The following is a 14,944-nucleotide window of genomic DNA, read 5'->3' on the forward strand; positions in this document are numbered from 1 at the left end:
TCATTGTCGACCAGCTGGCCGTCCTTGTCCCGGTACTGGTCATAGAGCGGGGTGATCTGGAAGGTGGTCGCCACCCGCACCTTGTCGGCCCCATAGGCCGCCAGCGCCGCGCCCAGGGCCTTGACCTTGTCGGCCGCCGCCTTGGTCGCCGCCGCCGGATCGCGGTCGACCACATGATAGGTCGCCTGGAAGCTCGCCCGGTTGGCCGTGACCTCGCTGGTCACATAGCCCGACGAGGCGATGATCGGCTTGTCCATCCACCAGGGCGCCGGGGCATAGCGGCCGGGCGCGACGGCCGGCGGGGACGGGGCGGTCTGGGCCAGGGCCGGCGCGGCGAGCGCGCCCAGGCAGAGGCTGAGGATGATGCGGCGCATGGGGTCTCCCTGGGGCGATGTCCGGTCTGGTTGGGCCGGATCTTAGCGGAGACCCTTGGCGAACAATCAGACCGATTTATGCGCTGAAGCTGTCCGGCCTTGGGCCAAATGTGGCGGGCGGCGCGCGCCGCCGGTCTAGATGATCACCACGCCGCCCTTCGGGGGCGGGGTGACAGGTCGGGCGGCGCGCAGGAGCCGGGCCACCCGGGCGAGCAACTGCTCGTCCTTGAAGGGCTTGGAGAGGAAGTCGCGGGCGCCCAGCGCCAGGGCGCGCTGGATATCCGCCGTCTGGTTGCGGGCCGTCAGCACCATGGTCGGGGTGGTCAGGATCGCGCCGCTCTTGGCCATCTGCCGCATCACCTCGAAGCCGTCTGCTCGCGGCATGTTGATATCGAGGATCAGGGCGGCGGGACGCAGTTCAGCCAGCCGCGCCAGGCCCTCGTGACCGTCGCGGGCGAAAAAGGCCTGATACCCGGCGATCTCCAGCCGGGTGGTGATCAGTTCCAGCACCGCCGGCTCGTCATCGACCACCAGGATCCGGCGGCGCGTGGGTTCAGCCGACAGGGGCATGGGCTTCATCCAGAAGGGTGGGCTCGGCCTCGTCCCATTGCAGACAGGCGGAGATCGCGAGCAGCAGCTCCATGGGTACGAGCGGCTTGCGCACCGCGCCATCGAAGCCTGAGCCCTCCCCCTCGAACATCGACAGGTCGGCGTCGGCGGAGAAGGCCAGGATCGGGATGTTCTGGTTCGGACCGGCCTGGTTGCGGATGCGCTCAGCGACCTGGGGCCCGGTCAGGCCCGGCATGCGGATGTCGAGCAGGATCACGTCGAAGGGCGCCTTGGTCGCGGCGTCCGCGCCGTCCAGGCCATCGACCGCGTCGGTCACCTCGACGCCCAGCGGCGCCAGTATGGCGCGCACCAGCTCACGGTTGACCGGATTGTCGTCGACGACCAGCAGCCGCGTCCCCTCCAGAGAGGCGCCGCCCGTCGCACCCGTGCTCGCCGCCGTCGGCGGCTCGGCCGTCGGCGCCGAAATGGTGAAGTGGAACACCGAGCCTCGGCCGGCGCGACTGCGGACCCCGATCTGCCCGCCCATCGCCTCAGTCAGGCCCTTGCAGATCGCCAGCCCCAGGCCCGTGCCGCCGTGACGGCGGGTGGAAGAGGCGTCGACCTGGGAGAAACGCTGGAAGAGCTTCTGCTGCTGGACCTTGCTGAGGCCAACCCCGGTGTCCTCGATCCGCACCTCCAGCGTCTGACGCTTCAGGTCATAGGCCGCCGCCAGCCGAACGGCGCCGGTCTCGGTGAACTTGATGGCGTTGCCGATCAGATTCAGCAGCACCTGGCGCACCCGGTCGGGATCAATCGACAGGCCAGGCGGCAGGTCGCCATCCAGCTCGAACTCCAGCTCCAGCCCCTTGGCCTGGGCCAGCGGCTCGAACATCAACAGGGTGTCGCGCAGCATATCGGTGGGCTGGACCGCGCGGGGCATGATCTCCACCAGGCCGGCCTCCAGCTTGGAGAAGTCCAGGATGTCGTTGACGATGGACAACAGCCCCTGACCGGCGCTCGTCACCCGCTGGACGTATTTGCGGGCCTCGGGGTCGAGGTCATCACGGCCGGCCAACAGGCTGGTGAAGCCCAGGATGGCGGTCAGCGGCGTGCGGATCTCGTGGCTCATATTGGCCAGGAACTCGCCCTTCACCTCGGCCGCCGCCTCGGCGGCGCGGCGGGCGCGCTCGAGATCTTCCTCCAGCGCCTTGTGGGCGGTGATATCGCGAACCACGTCGATGAAGCCGGTGACCTCGCCGCTCAGCGGATCGATCATCGGCGCGGGCTTGGACTCCATCCAGATCGTCTGGCCGTCGCGGTGGCGACCGCGATACTGCAACGGCGCGGCCGTCTGCTGGCCACGGGTGTCGATCAGCGCCTGGCACATCTCGCGAGCCTTAGCGTCATCGCCCCGGTTCATCAGGGCGAAGGCGTTCAGGCCGATCAGGGCCTCCGGCTCCAGGCCGAAGATCCGCCGGCTGGCCGGAGAGACATAGGTGATGCGCCCCTCGGCGTCGCACTCGCTGATCATGTCCGGTGCGGCGTCGGCCAGCCGCCGATAGCGGGTCTCGCTGTCCGCCAGGGCGGCCTCGATCGCCTTGCGCTCGGTGATATTGCGCACGACGTCCTGGAACTCGATGATCTCCCCGGTCTCGGCGTCAAAGATCGCCTTGGCCTGCGCCTCGAGCCAGACCATCTCGCCGTCCTTGCGATAGGCGCGATATTCGAACCGGATGGGTTCGGGGCCGGGCCCTGCAGCGACATAGGCGGCGAACTTGCGCAGGGTCGGGCGGACGTCGTCGGGATGCATGAAACTGGTGGTCGGCCTGCCCAGCATCTCCTCCGGCGCATAGCCCATGACCGAGATCAGGGACGGCGACAGGAAGGTGAAGTTGGCGTCCAGCCCATAGCAGGCGATGACGTCGGTCGCATTGGCGGTCAGCAGGCGATAGCGCGCCTCGCTCTCCGTCAGGGCGGCGTCGGCGGCACGCCGCTCAGAGACGTCGCGAAGCTGAGAAATGATCGCGACGATCTCGCCGTTCTCGTCGCGCACAGTGCTCGGATTGCCTTCCATCCAGACATGGGACCCGTCGGCCGTGCGAACCCGATAGGTCCTGTCCCGCGCCGGGTCGACCTCGTCTTGGGTGAACAGCTCGGTCATGAGTTCCCGCAGCTTGGGCAGGTCGTCAGAATGCAGCAGGCTGACGTTGGGCGTTCCGATCAGCTCGTCCGGTTCGTAGCCATAGCGACGGACAGAGGGCGAGACGTATTGGATCAAGCCATCGCGCCCGACGGTCAGCACGATATCGGTGCAGCTATCGGCGAGCTGCCGATAGCGCGCTTCGCTGTCAGCGAGCTTCGCATTGGCCGCGCGGCGCTCCGAGATGTCCCGCAATTGGGAGATGAACGCCGTGGTGGCGCCGTCCGCGTCGCGGATGATGGCCGGAGACCCCTCCATCCAGATGAAGTCGCCATCAGCAGCCCGCATACGATAGGTGCGGTCCCGGGTGGGGTTGACGTCGCCACCGGCCAGCAGCTCGGCGACGATCTCGCCCACCTTCGGCAGATCTTCCGGGTGAAGCAGCGACAGAATGGAAGATCCCACCAAGTCCTCCGGCGCGTGCCCATAGCGGCTGAACGACGGCGAGGCGTACTGGATGATCTGGTCGCGGCCGGACTTCACCACCAGATCCGTGGAGGAATCCGCCAACAGACGGTAGCGCGCCTCGCTTTCGGCGATGCGGGCCCGCGCGGACTCCTCGTCGGAGATGTCGCGCATCACGCCGAAGATGGCGGTGACCTCGCCGGCGAGGTCGCGCTCGGCCTCGCCCTTGAAGATCACGACACGCTCCCGCCCGTCGTCGCGGCGATTGAGCCTGACCTTCAGGTCGAACGGCTCGCCCGTCTCGAAGGCCTGCAGAATCTGCGCGTGGATGAGGGGCCGATCTTCCGGCCCGTAGAGATCAATGGCTTCCGTCAGTCGGCCGCCAAAATCTTCGCGCGTCGTCCCATGGATCAGGAACATCTGGTCGGACCAGACGGCTCGGCCGCTGGCGCGGTCGCGGCGCCAATGGCCGATGCCCGCGATCTGCTCGGCGAGATTGGATTGGCGCTGGGCCTCGAAGATCGCAGCCCGGGTCGCTTCCATCTCGGCCAGCGAGGTCCGCAATTCGAGTTCGAGCCGGCTGCGCTTGGTCATAGCCGCGGCCACCGGCAACACCGAGACGGTCATGGTCGCCAGGAAGATCTGCAGCATCGCCAATCGGGCCGCCATGGAGCCGTGCATCAGCGCCGTAGGCCCGTGGCCCGCAAGCGTGAGGATCACCGCCACGACGGCGGTCGCCAGCAGCGCCAGGGCCGAGCCCGCGAGCTTCAGCTCAAAGGCCACGAAGATCAGCGCCGGCGGGACAAGAAAGAACAGCGGGTACTGCGTCTGGCCAAAGACGGCGGCGAGGCTGGCGACCAGCACGACCATTGGCGCGAGGCCGTGACCGCCGCGGATCTTTCCGTCCAACGTCGCCATGGCGCCCGGCGACAGGGCCAGCAGGGCGGGCGTCACGATCAACAGGCCCAGGGCGTCGGCCGCATACCATCTGACGATGTTCGAAAGGACGAGCGCGTTCCCCGTCAGGCCCGTGAGTAGGATCGCCAGCAGCGCCGAAGCGCCGGGGGCCAGGCCGCCTCCCACCAGGAGAAAGATCAGCAAGTGACGCTGGCGGCTGAGGTCGATGTCCAGGCCGGCGAACCGCCGCATCAGGCTGGCGCAGAGCAGGATCTCGACGCCGTTGCAGATCGACAGGGCCATGACCGGCCAGGTCGAGTCGCCCATGGCCAGGTTGGCGGCGATCAGGCCGACGAGCGACACCGCCAGATAGCCGGCCCAGGCTCGGGCCGGGGTGCGCAGAAGAATGGCGACCACCATGGCGTTGACCGGCCAGACGGCGGCGACCCGATCAGCGTCGCCCGTGAAGGCGATGCTTCCCAAGGCCAGGACGAAGACGGCGACGCCAATCCCGACGAGCCCTCGCGCCGAAGGTTGGCCTTGGTGATGTACAGCCGATCCAGACGCACTTTGCATAACGTCGTTCTACGTCGTCATTCCCACCAGTTGGTTAACTGGCGCCAGCGGCCATGTGGCGCAGCGCGACGCGCTCTCAGCCCGGGAACAGGTCGTCCGGTCCGCGCCGCAGGGTGCGCAACAGCTGATGGGTCGCCGTGTAGCTGGTCTCTTCCAGCCGCTCCATCACCGCGCCCCGGATCACCGAGGCTGGCGCCATCACGCCCCGCGCCCCGACCCGCACGCAGTGGCCGCGCTCGATCAGCAGGCTGACATGCCGGCGCGTGGTCTCGTAGGACAGGCCCAGGAAGTTGGCGACGCTCATCACGCTGACCGGCCGGCGCAGTTCGTCGGGAAAAACCCCGTCCGGTCCCGGCCCACCCGGCCCGGGCGTCAGGCTCAGATGCTGCACCCCGGCCCGGGCGATGGTCAGGAACACCACCCCCGCCAGCAGGTTGCCGTCGAACACCTCGGTCAGCACGGCCGCCGTGCGCAGGAAGTGATCGAGGCTGGCCTTGGTGACATAGCGCCGGCGGGCGATCTCCCCGGACTCCATTCGTCCCCCAGAACGACGCATGGGCGTAACCTGACTCGCTTCTCAAAATCGCCGCAGGTTCGAGATCGGTCAGACCGACCGCCCACTGATCGGCATCCCGGCAATAGATCCCAGGCACATGTTCAATTGAAATTCATGTCGCCCGCCGAGGCCCAGACCTCAGCGCGCGATTCCTGGAGCATAGCCGACACGACTATCCGCGTAACAGCGATCTACTCATTTTGAGCAATGAATCCGGCCACATTTCGCGTAATGGGCGACTATGAATTCGCCTGAATGGAGAATATCGACTTCAAGACTACAGGTATTCAACTTGGGCTATGCCTCGGCGCGCGCTGCAGCTTCCCAGGCGAGGAACTCCGGGGTCTCCAGCAGAGCGCCGCAATAGGCCGTGGCGGCTGCCGAGCCGCCATACGCCGCGAGGTCGATCTGATAGGTGCGCAGGCGCGTCGCCACGGGCGTGTAGAAGGCGTCGGCGATCGACCATTCACCCAGCAGGAACGGCCCGCCGAAGCGCGCCAGGAGCTCACTCCAGATCTGCGCGATCCGCGCCACATTGCGTCCTGCGGCCGCTGACAGGTCCAGGGGCCGGGGCGCGATCTCCAGCGCCATCGGACATTCGGAGCGCAGGGCGACAAAGCCGGAATGCATCTCCGCCGCCGCCGCGCGGCCCAGGGCGCGGGCGGCCGGATCGGTGGGCCACAGCCGCGCGTCCGGATAGGCCTCGTTCAGGAATTCGCAGATGGCCAGGGAATCGACCAGCACCAGGCCGTCGGTCTTCAGGCATGGCACCAGGCCGGACGGCGAGTGCGGCAGGATCGCCTCGCGCGTCATGTCGTTCTCCTGACGCAGGCTGATCAGGGTCTCGGTGAACGGCGCGCCCGTCTTCTTCAGCGCCAACCAGGGCCGCAGCGACCAGGTCGACCAGGCCTTCGTTCCGATCACCAGTTCCATCAGAGCCTCCCGCGACAAATGCACGAGCGCTATTGGCGGGCGCGACCGGGCGCCGTCTAGTGGGTCCAAGATCAAAAAAATATCGAGGAAACGCCACCATGACCGAGGCATCCGCCCCGGCCCCCTACGGCGCCAGCATTTCTGATGGCGCCGGGGTCCCCATACCATTGGTGTCCGCGCCCTACCGGCGCTACGCCCTGTTCATCCTGCTCTGCGTCTACACGGTCAATTTCCTGGACCGGCAGGTGGTCTCGATCCTGGCTGAGCCGATCAAGAACGACCTGCACATCGCCGACTGGCAGATCGGCATGATGACCGGCGTCGCCTTCGCCCTGTTCTATACCGGCCTTGGCCTGCCGATCGCCAGGCTGGCCGAGAGCGTCAACCGCATCTGGATCATCAGCGCCGCCCTGACGGTCTGGAGCGCCTTCACCCTGGCCTGCGGCCTGGCCCAGAACTTCGTCCAGCTGGTGCTGGCCCGCATCGGGGTGGGCGTTGGCGAGGCCGGATGCACGCCGACCGCCCACTCCCTGATCGCCGACTATGTGCCCAAGGAGAACCGCGCCTCGGCGCTGGCCTTCTTCTCGATCGGCACGCCGCTCGGCGGGCTCCTCGGCCTGGCCATGGGCGGGATCGTCGCCGACGCCTATGGCTGGCGCACCGCCTTCCTGCTGGCCGGCCTGCCCGGCCTCGTGTTCGCGGTCATCGTGCTGGGCACCCTGCGCGAGCCGCGCAAGGCCCTGGCCGCCGTCCAGGCCCGGGCCAATGCGCCGGGCAAGGGCCACTTCGCCGCCACCCTGCGCTATCTCGCGGGTCGACGGACCTTCTGGTTCATCGCCTTCGGCGCCGCCGTCCTGGCCTTCATCGGCTATGGCAATGCGCCCTTCACCGCCTCATTCTTCTTCCGCAACCACCCCAAGGAGGTCGCGGCGCTCGCCGCCCATGTGGGGCTGAAGCCGGCGGGCTTCCTGGGCCTGGCGCTGGGCATGATCGGCGGCACGGCCGGGATCATCTCCTCCTGGGTGGGCGGCTTCATCGCCGACAAGGCCGCCGCGCGGGACCTGCGGGCCTATATGAGCGTACCCGCCATCGCCGCCGTGCTCACCCCCTGCTTCTTCATCACCGCCATGCTGGCGCCCAGCGCCACCACGGCGCTCGGCATACTGATCCTGCCCGGCCTGCTCGGCTCGCTCTGGTACGGGCCGGTCTACGCCACGGTCCAGGGGCTGGTGCCGCTGCAGATGCGAACCACGGCGGCCTCGATCATCCTGTTCATCATCAACCTGATCGGCCTGGGCCTGGGTCCGCTGTTCGTCGGCGGGCTGTCGGACATCCTGGCCGGCCCGGTCGGCCTGGGCTCCGCCAACGGCGTGCGCTGGGCGCTGATCTGTTCGTCGAGCCTGGGCGTCGTGGCCTGCGCCCTGTTCTGGATGGCGCGCAAGTCGATCCGCGAGGAGATGGTCAGCTAGGGGCGATCCTCGCCCGGCTAGAACGTGGCGAGATCGTCGGTCTCGCCGCGCAGCTGCGCCAGGAAGGCCTGTGTCTCAGCCACCCGCCCCGCCACCAGGGCCTGGCCGGCCGGCGTCACCACCCGCGAGGGGACGGCGGCCAGGTTCTTCTCGATCATCTTGATGGTCGCCGGTCCGGTCGGCGCGCCGCCCTTGGGGTCGGCCAGGGCGATCATCCGCGCGGCGCCGACCGCGCCCAGCCAGTCCAGGGCGTCGGCGTCATGCAGATAGCGCGCCTCCGGCCCCACCGGGTCGCGGTAGTACATGTGGGTGCGGACAGCGGCGCGCACCGCCTCCAGCTTGGCCATCGGGAAATCGGTCTCGGCCAGGATCGCACCCACCAGGTCGGCGGCCACGTCGCTGTGGTCCTGCTTCTCATCCCGCCAGGGCGCGAAGGCGGCCATGTCATGCAGTTGCGCGGCGGCGAACAGCACGTCGTCGTCCAGGCTGACGTGATCGGCGGCCGCCAGCCGCCTGGCCAGGCCATAGTCGCGCTGGGAATGCGAATAGCCCCAGGCCGGATTGCCGAAATGCTCCGCGCCGAGCGCCATGATCCTGGTCCGCCAGGCGGCGGGCGCCGACGGGACCTCCGCGTGGGCGCCGACGAGGCCCAGGCTCAAGGCCAAGGCCACGCCGCACAACAAGACCTGACGATATCGCATCCCGGCGTCCTTCCTGGCTCAGCAAACCCTGGAGACCCAGACCTTAGACACGTCCTGCGGCCAGGGCGAACCCCAAGACCGGTCAGACCTCGGCGGCGACCTGGCGCAACAGATCGCGCATCCACACCAGGGCCGGATCGGCCATGCGGTCGGCCAGATAGATCAAGCCAAGCTCCACCTTGGGCGACACATAGGGCGGCTCCAGCACCCGCAACAGGCCGCTCTGCTTGGTCAGGTTGGCCATGCGCGAAGGCAACAGCGCCGCCATGTCCGACTGGCGCACCACCGAGACCGCCGAATAGGTGTCGGGCGTCGTCACCCCGATCCGACGCTTCAGCCCATGCTCATGCAGCACGGCCTCGAAGGCGTCGGCGTCTTCCCAACTGCCCGGAATGGTCAGGCCCGAGCCCCAGTCCGTGCGCGAGCGGGCGATCACCACATGCGGCACGCTGACCAGGGTCTGGAGGCTGATGGGCCCGGACGGCAAGGGATTCTCCGCCCGCACCACCCAGACCAGATGCTCGGTCAGCAGCACCTCCTGCACGAGGCGCTCCGGGCCGGAGGCGAAGCCGCCGATCACGAAGTCGGCGCGCCGACCGTCCAGCTGATCGAGGATGTCTGGACCGAACTCGGCGATCACCAGGCCCGCATTGGGCGCTTCCCGGGCCATCCGCTCCACCAACCGGGGGACCAGCACGCCGCAGGTATAGGCCCCGGCCATCAGCACGAACCGCCGCTCGGTCGTCGCCGCCTCGAAGCTGGTGGGCGCGAAAGCCGCCTCCAGTTGGGTCAGGGCGCTGTGCACCTGCGGCCCGATCTCCAGGGCGCGTGGCGTCGGCTTCAGCCCGCGCGGATCACGGTGAAACAGCTCGTCGTCCAGGGCGTAGCGCAGGCGGCCCAGCGCATGGCTCACCGCCGACTGCGACAGGCCCAGTCGCGCGCCCGCCCGCGTGGCGTTGCGCTCCTGCAGCAGGACATCCAAGACCCGCAGCAGATTCAGGTCTAATCTATGGATATGCAGTTCATTCATTTTCAGCGTGACTACATATCATTTCCGTCATCTCGAAGCTTCGCCTATTTCCACCTTCCCCACCGGCGCCTCCCCCAGGGTCGCGCCGTGAGCGAATCTGCGAATAAAGTTCTGAAAGGACACACCTCTTGAGCGATGCAGAGGGTGATCGGCCTGTCGCCGAAGTGACCTATGGCCGCGAAAGCTGGCTGCGCCGCTGGCGCATGCCCCTGATCGTCGGGGGTCCGGCGGTGCTGTTGCTGATCGCGATTATCGCGGTCGTGACCGGCGGCCGCTATCAGTCGACCGACAACGCCTATGTCCAGATCGCCAAGGCGCCGGTGAGCTCCAGCGTCGGCGGCCGGGTGATCGCCGTCTACGTCCATGAGAACCAGCAGGTCCATGCCGGCGAGCCCCTGTTCCGGCTCGACACCCGCGACGCCCAGGCCAGCGCCGCCCAGGCCGTGGCCGATGTGGCCCAGGCCGAGGTCCAGGTCCGCTCGCTGCAGGCCGCCTATCAGACCGAACAGGCCAATCTGTCCGGCGCCGAGGGCACGCTGGCCTTCGCCACCCGCGAGGCCGCCCGCCAGAAGGCCCTGGTCGCCGCCGGCGTCGCCTCGCAGCAGGAGGCCGACGCCGCCGCCCACAGCGCGCAGCAGGCCTCCGACGCCGTGGCCGCCGCCCGCCAGCGCACCGCCCAGGCCCTGGCCAATCTGAACGGCCACCCCGACCAGGCCGTCGACAATCAACCCGCCGTGCTCGCCGCGCGCGCCAAGCTCGATCGCGCCCGCCTGAACGTCAGCTATGGCGTGATCATCGCGCCGGCCGACGGCGTGGTCACCCGCGTCGACCAGCTGCAGGTCGGCGGCTATGTGAACCCGTCCCAGACGGTCTTCTGGCTGATCTCCGGCAAGCCCTGGATCGAGGCCAACTTCAAGGAAGACCAGCTGGCCAAGATGAAGGTCGGCCAGCATGTGGCCATCAAGGTCGACGCCGCCGCCGACGCCAAGCTGACGGGCCATGTCGCCAGCTTCAGCCCTGGCGCAGGCTCGGCCTTCTCCGCCCTGCCGGCCCAGAACGCCACCGGCAACTGGGTGAAGGTCACCCAGCGCCTGCCGGTCCGCATCGATTTCGATCAGCCGCCGCCCGCCATGGCCGGCCGCGCCGGCCTCTCGGCCTCCGTCAAGGTCGACGTCAAGTCGCCGGGCGCCGTCGAGCGGACGCCGCCCACGGCCGGCTGAGGCGCTGGCCATGACCGACGCCCAGGACCGCGCGAACCGCTGGCCGATCACCATCTCGATCATGCTGGCGACGGTGATGAACTCGCTGGACACCACGATCGCCAACGTGGCCCTGCCCCATATCCAGGGCAGCGTCTCGGCGTCCCAGGACCAGATCACCTGGGTCCTGACCTCCTATATCGTGGCTGCGGCGATCATGACCCCGATGACCGGCTGGCTCGCCGACCGCATCGGGCGCAAGCGGCTGTTCCTGATCTCGATCGGCGGCTTCACCCTGGCCTCCATGCTCTGCGGCGCGGCCACCTCCTTGCCGGAGATCGTCGGCTTCCGTCTGCTCCAGGGCCTGTTCGGCGCGGCTCTGATCCCGCTGTCCCAGGCGGTGCTGCTCGACATCAACCCGCCTGAGAAGCATGGCCAGGCCATGGCCATCTGGGGGGCCGGCGCGATCCTCGGCCCCATCCTCGGCCCCGCGATCGGCGGATGGCTGACCCAGCAGGCCTCCTGGCGCTGGGTGTTCCTGATCAATCTGCCGGTCGGCGTCATGGCCTTCCTGGGCGTGCTGGTGTTCATCTCGGCCGACCGCGAGACCAAGGCCAAGCCCTTTGACTTCCTGGGCTTCTTCTCGCTGATCGCCTTCATCGGCGGCCTGCAGCTGATCCTCGACCGGGGTCCCGGCCTCGACTGGTTCGCCTCGACCGAGGTCTGGGTCTATCTGCTGGTCATGCTCGGCGCGGCCTGGGTGTTCATCGCCCACACCCTGACCGCCAAGACCCCGTTCTTCGATCGGGCCCTGGCCGCCGACCGCAACTTCGTCACCGCCAGCGTGTTCGGCTTCTTCATCGGCATTCTCCTGTTCTCCACCATGGCCCTGCTGCCGCCGATGATGCAGGGGCTGATGGGCTATCCGGTCCTGACCTCGGGCCTGGTCAGCATGCCGCGCGGCGTCGGCTCCTTCATCGCCATGTTCGCGGTCGGCCAGCTGGTCGGTCGCGTGGACACCCGGCTGATCCTGGTCACCGGGCTTTCGATCTCCTGCGTGTCGCTGTGGCAGATGATCCACTTCGACCTGTCGATGGGCGCGACCCCGTTCATGATCTCGGGCTTCATCCAGGGCCTGGGCATCGGCCTGCTGTTCGTGCCGCTGTCGACGCTGGCCTTCGCCACCATCCCGGCCCATCTGCGGCCGGAAGGCTCGTCGCTCTACACCCTGATCCGCAACATGGGCTCGGCGGTCGGCATCTCGATCATGCAGGCCCTGGTGGTCGCCAACACCCAGACCATGCACGGGGCGCTCGCCGCCCACATCGTTCCCGCCGACCCGGTGGTGCAGGCCGACCTGGCCGGGCGCTTCGATCTTTCCAGCGTCACAGGCCTTCAGGCCCTGAACGGCGAGATCACCCGCCAGGCGACGATGATCGCCTATATCGACGACTTCAAACTCATGCTGATCATCACCATCGCCTGCATGCCGATGCTGCTGCTCATGCGTCCCGCCAAGCGCCAACCGGGCGGCCATGTCGCCATCGAGGTCGACTGACCCCATGCATCCTTTCCCCAAGCTCCGCCGTAAATCGACAACAAGGTCCGCCCTTGTCCTGCCCTTGGCCCTCACGCTCGGCGCCTGCGCCGTCGTGGGACCGAACTTCCAGCGACCGACCACGCCAGGCGCCCCCGCCTATGCGATGGTCGGCGACGCCGGAGCGCCCGCCGTCCGTCTCTCCCCAGACGCCCGGACGGCGGGCGCATGGTGGCTCGCCCTGGGTTCGCCGGAGCTCGACCAGACCATCCGCCTGGCCCTGACCGGCAGCCCGACCCTGGCCGAGGCCGACGCCACCCTGCGCAAGGTCCAGGACCAGGCTGCAGCGGCCCAAGGAGCGCTTGGCCCTCAGGTCGACGGCAGCGCCGGCGCTCAGCGCGAGCGGATCAACACCCAGGCCTTCGGCTTCACCGGCTTCCCCAGCCCGACCATCAACCTCTATTCGATCGGCGGAACGGTCAGCTACGACCTCGACCTGTTCGGGGGCGGCAAGCGCCGGCTGGAGGCCGCCCAGGCCCGCGCCCAGGCCCAGGCGGCCCGCGTCGACGCCGCCTATCTGACCCTGACCGGCAATGTCGCCTTGCAGGCGGTGAGGATCGCCGCCCTGCGCGCCGAACTCGACGCCCTCGACGCCGTGGTCGCCGATGATCAGCGCACGGTCGACATGGTCGGCAAGGCCCAGGCGATCGGCGGCGCCGCGCCCTCCGACCTCTCCGTCGGTCGGGGCGATCTGGCCCGCGACGCAGCCATGCGTCCGGCGGTCGAGCGCGACCTGGCCCTGGCCCGCCATCAGCTGGCCCTGCTGGTCGGCCGCGCCCCCGCTGACTGGGCCGCGCCGGACTTCGCCCAGACGGGCTTCACCCGGCCCGCCGAGCTGCCCGTGGGCCTGCCCTCGACCCTGGTGCGCCAGCGCCCCGACATCCTGGCCGCAGAGGCCGAACTGCACGCCGCCACCGCCGATGTCGGCGTCGCCACGGCCAGTCTCTATCCCGACATCCGCCTGACCGCCGGCCTGACCCAGGGCACGATCAAGCCGGAGAACATCTTCCGCTACGACTCCACCGGCTGGAACCTGGCGGGCGGGCTCACCGCCCCGCTGTTCGACGGCGGCCGCCTGAAGGCCGGCCAGCACGCCGCCCAGGCCGAGGCCCGCGCGGCGCTCGCCCGCTATAACGGGACGGTCCTGCGCGCCTTCGTCCAGGTCTCCGACGCCCTGGCCTCGCTGGCCGAGGACGACCGGGCGATCACCGCCCTGACCGGGGTCCAGGCCGTGCAGGAGTCGCGACTGAAGGACGCCCGCGCCGCCTACAGCCTTGGCGGTGGGACCCTGCTCAAGGTGATCTCCGCCGAACGCGACCTCGCCAAGGCCCGGCGTGACCTGGTCGTCGCCCAGGGGCGCCGCGACCAGGACCTGGTGAGCCTGCTGGTGTCGACGGCGACCAACTGGAAGCCCGCTAAGGCCTAGGTTATGGCTGCGGGCCGCCGCCCCTGAGGTCCGCAAGCCCGAGGTCTTTATGAAGGTCGCCTATCTCGCCTGCGCCGAGGTGCTCGCCACGGCGGCCAACCGCCGGCCGGACGCCTATGAGCATGACCGCGAGCTCGCCGCCTTCACCCCGGCCTTCGCGGCCCAGGGGATCACCCTGACGGAGGTCGACTGGCGCGCCTGCGATCCGGCCGCCTTCGATCTCGTCTTCATTCGCACCACCTGGGACTACACCGAGCGCGAGGCCGAGTTCCTGGGCTTCCTCGATCGGGCCGGCGCCGTGACCCGGGTCGCCAACGCCCCCGAACTGATCCGCTGGAACCTCTCCAAGCGCTATCTGCAAGACCTCGCCGACCGAGGTTTGCCGGTGATCCCCAGCGTCTTCACCGAGACGAGCGTCCCGCTCATCCAGGCCTTCGACCGGCTCGACGCCGAGGAGCTGGTGCTCAAGCCCGTGGTCGGCTCTTCCGGCTTCGGCCAGGCCCGTCTGACCCGCGCCGAGGCCGCCGGCCGCAGCCTCGATCCGGGCCTGTTCGCCCAGCCCTTGATCCCGGAGATCCTCACCGAGGGGGAGATCTCCTACATTTTCGTGGCCGGCGCCTTCTCCCACGCCGTGCGCAAGACCTCCGGCGCTGGCGACTACCGCATCCAGATCATCCATGGTGGACAGGAACAGGCCCACTATCCCGACGCGGGCGAGATCGCGGTCGCTCAAGCCTTCATCGACGCCCTGCCCGTGCCGGCGCTGGCCGCCCGCGTCGACCTGGTCCCGCACCGGGGCCAGTTGCTGCTCATGGAACTGGAAGTGGTCGAGCCCCACCTCTTCCCGCACTTCGCCCCTGACCTGGGCGAGCGGCTGGCCGCAGCCTGTTGCGAGTGCGTCTCAAGCCCAGCGCCTTAAATCCCCCATTAAGCCCAAGGGGTTAGTCTCTGGCTGGAAGACCCCTGCAACGGGGCCATTGGCCGGGAGGCCGCACATGTCGACTTCGGTTAGCAGCTTCAAGCGCTACGCCC

12 protein-coding genes are annotated in these 14,944 nt (G+C 68.7%); 5 read left to right on the top strand and 7 right to left on the bottom strand.

What is annotated here, in order from left to right:
- The 5 genes from Q7P21_RS13175 to Q7P21_RS13195 form a co-directional block, all read right to left on the bottom strand.
- Nucleotides 1-374: SIMPL domain-containing protein (locus Q7P21_RS13175; protein WP_369695344.1), on the bottom strand; the 374-nt coding region annotated here is incomplete at its 3' end.
- 135 nt (nucleotides 375-509) lie between these two features.
- Nucleotides 510-944 (bottom strand): response regulator transcription factor, encoded by a 435-nt coding sequence (locus Q7P21_RS13180; RefSeq protein WP_304177424.1) that lies wholly within the window; start codon nucleotides 942-944, stop codon nucleotides 510-512.
- Entirely contained in the window at nucleotides 928-5,001 is a 4,074-nt protein-coding gene (locus tag Q7P21_RS13185) for a PAS domain S-box protein (RefSeq protein ID WP_304177426.1), read from the bottom strand. Before Q7P21_RS13185 ends, Q7P21_RS13180 begins: the two co-directional genes overlap by 17 nt.
- 76 nt (nucleotides 5,002-5,077) lie before the next feature.
- The gene (locus Q7P21_RS13190) at nucleotides 5,078-5,536 is read right to left on the bottom strand and encodes a hypothetical protein (RefSeq protein ID WP_304171423.1); all 459 of its coding nucleotides are present in this window, start codon (nucleotides 5,534-5,536) and stop codon (nucleotides 5,078-5,080) included.
- Between the two features lie 318 nt (nucleotides 5,537-5,854).
- Nucleotides 5,855-6,490, bottom strand: coding sequence for a glutathione S-transferase family protein (locus tag Q7P21_RS13195; protein WP_304177427.1), 636 nt, complete (start codon nucleotides 6,488-6,490; stop codon nucleotides 5,855-5,857).
- 98 nt (nucleotides 6,491-6,588) lie between these two features.
- On the opposite strand from Q7P21_RS13195, the gene Q7P21_RS13200 reads away from it, so the two are divergent.
- Nucleotides 6,589-7,959, top strand: coding sequence for an MFS transporter (locus tag Q7P21_RS13200; RefSeq protein ID WP_304166647.1), 1,371 nt, complete (start codon nucleotides 6,589-6,591; stop codon nucleotides 7,957-7,959).
- A gap of 17 nt (nucleotides 7,960-7,976) precedes the next feature.
- On the opposite strand, the gene Q7P21_RS13205 is transcribed toward Q7P21_RS13200, so the two are convergent.
- Both Q7P21_RS13205 and Q7P21_RS13210 read right to left on the bottom strand, forming a co-directional pair.
- Nucleotides 7,977-8,660 carry an HD domain-containing protein gene (locus Q7P21_RS13205; protein WP_304166649.1) on the bottom strand — a complete coding sequence of 228 codons (684 nt, stop codon included), beginning with the start codon at nucleotides 8,658-8,660 and terminating at the stop codon, nucleotides 7,977-7,979.
- An 82-nt stretch (nucleotides 8,661-8,742) separates the two neighbouring features.
- Nucleotides 8,743-9,690: a LysR family transcriptional regulator gene (locus tag Q7P21_RS13210; protein WP_304166652.1), complete on the bottom strand. Its 948-nt coding sequence runs from the start codon at nucleotides 9,688-9,690 to the stop codon at nucleotides 8,743-8,745.
- 128 nt (nucleotides 9,691-9,818) lie between these two features.
- Here Q7P21_RS13210 and Q7P21_RS13215 point away from each other — a divergent pair, with 128 nt between their 5' ends.
- The 4 genes from Q7P21_RS13215 to Q7P21_RS13230 all read left to right on the top strand — a co-directional run bounded on the left by Q7P21_RS13215 (nucleotide 9,819) and on the right by Q7P21_RS13230 (nucleotide 14,831).
- Complete coding sequence (locus Q7P21_RS13215) at nucleotides 9,819-10,910, top strand: HlyD family secretion protein (protein ID WP_304166655.1); 1,092 nt, start codon at nucleotides 9,819-9,821, stop codon at nucleotides 10,908-10,910.
- Between the two features lie 10 nt (nucleotides 10,911-10,920).
- Entirely contained in the window at nucleotides 10,921-12,447 is a 1,527-nt protein-coding gene (locus tag Q7P21_RS13220; RefSeq protein WP_304166658.1) for an MDR family MFS transporter, read from the top strand.
- A gap of 64 nt (nucleotides 12,448-12,511) precedes the next feature.
- Complete coding sequence (locus tag Q7P21_RS13225) at nucleotides 12,512-13,912, top strand: efflux transporter outer membrane subunit (RefSeq protein ID WP_304177428.1); 1,401 nt, start codon at nucleotides 12,512-12,514, stop codon at nucleotides 13,910-13,912.
- 49 nt (nucleotides 13,913-13,961) lie between these two features.
- Nucleotides 13,962-14,831, top strand: coding sequence for a RimK family alpha-L-glutamate ligase (locus Q7P21_RS13230; protein WP_304177429.1), 870 nt, complete (start codon nucleotides 13,962-13,964; stop codon nucleotides 14,829-14,831).
- Nucleotides 14,832-14,944: the final 113 nt, after the last annotated feature.

This window comes from Phenylobacterium aquaticum (assembly GCF_947378715.1).
GTDB lineage: Bacteria > Pseudomonadota > Alphaproteobacteria > Caulobacterales > Caulobacteraceae > Phenylobacterium > Phenylobacterium aquaticum_A.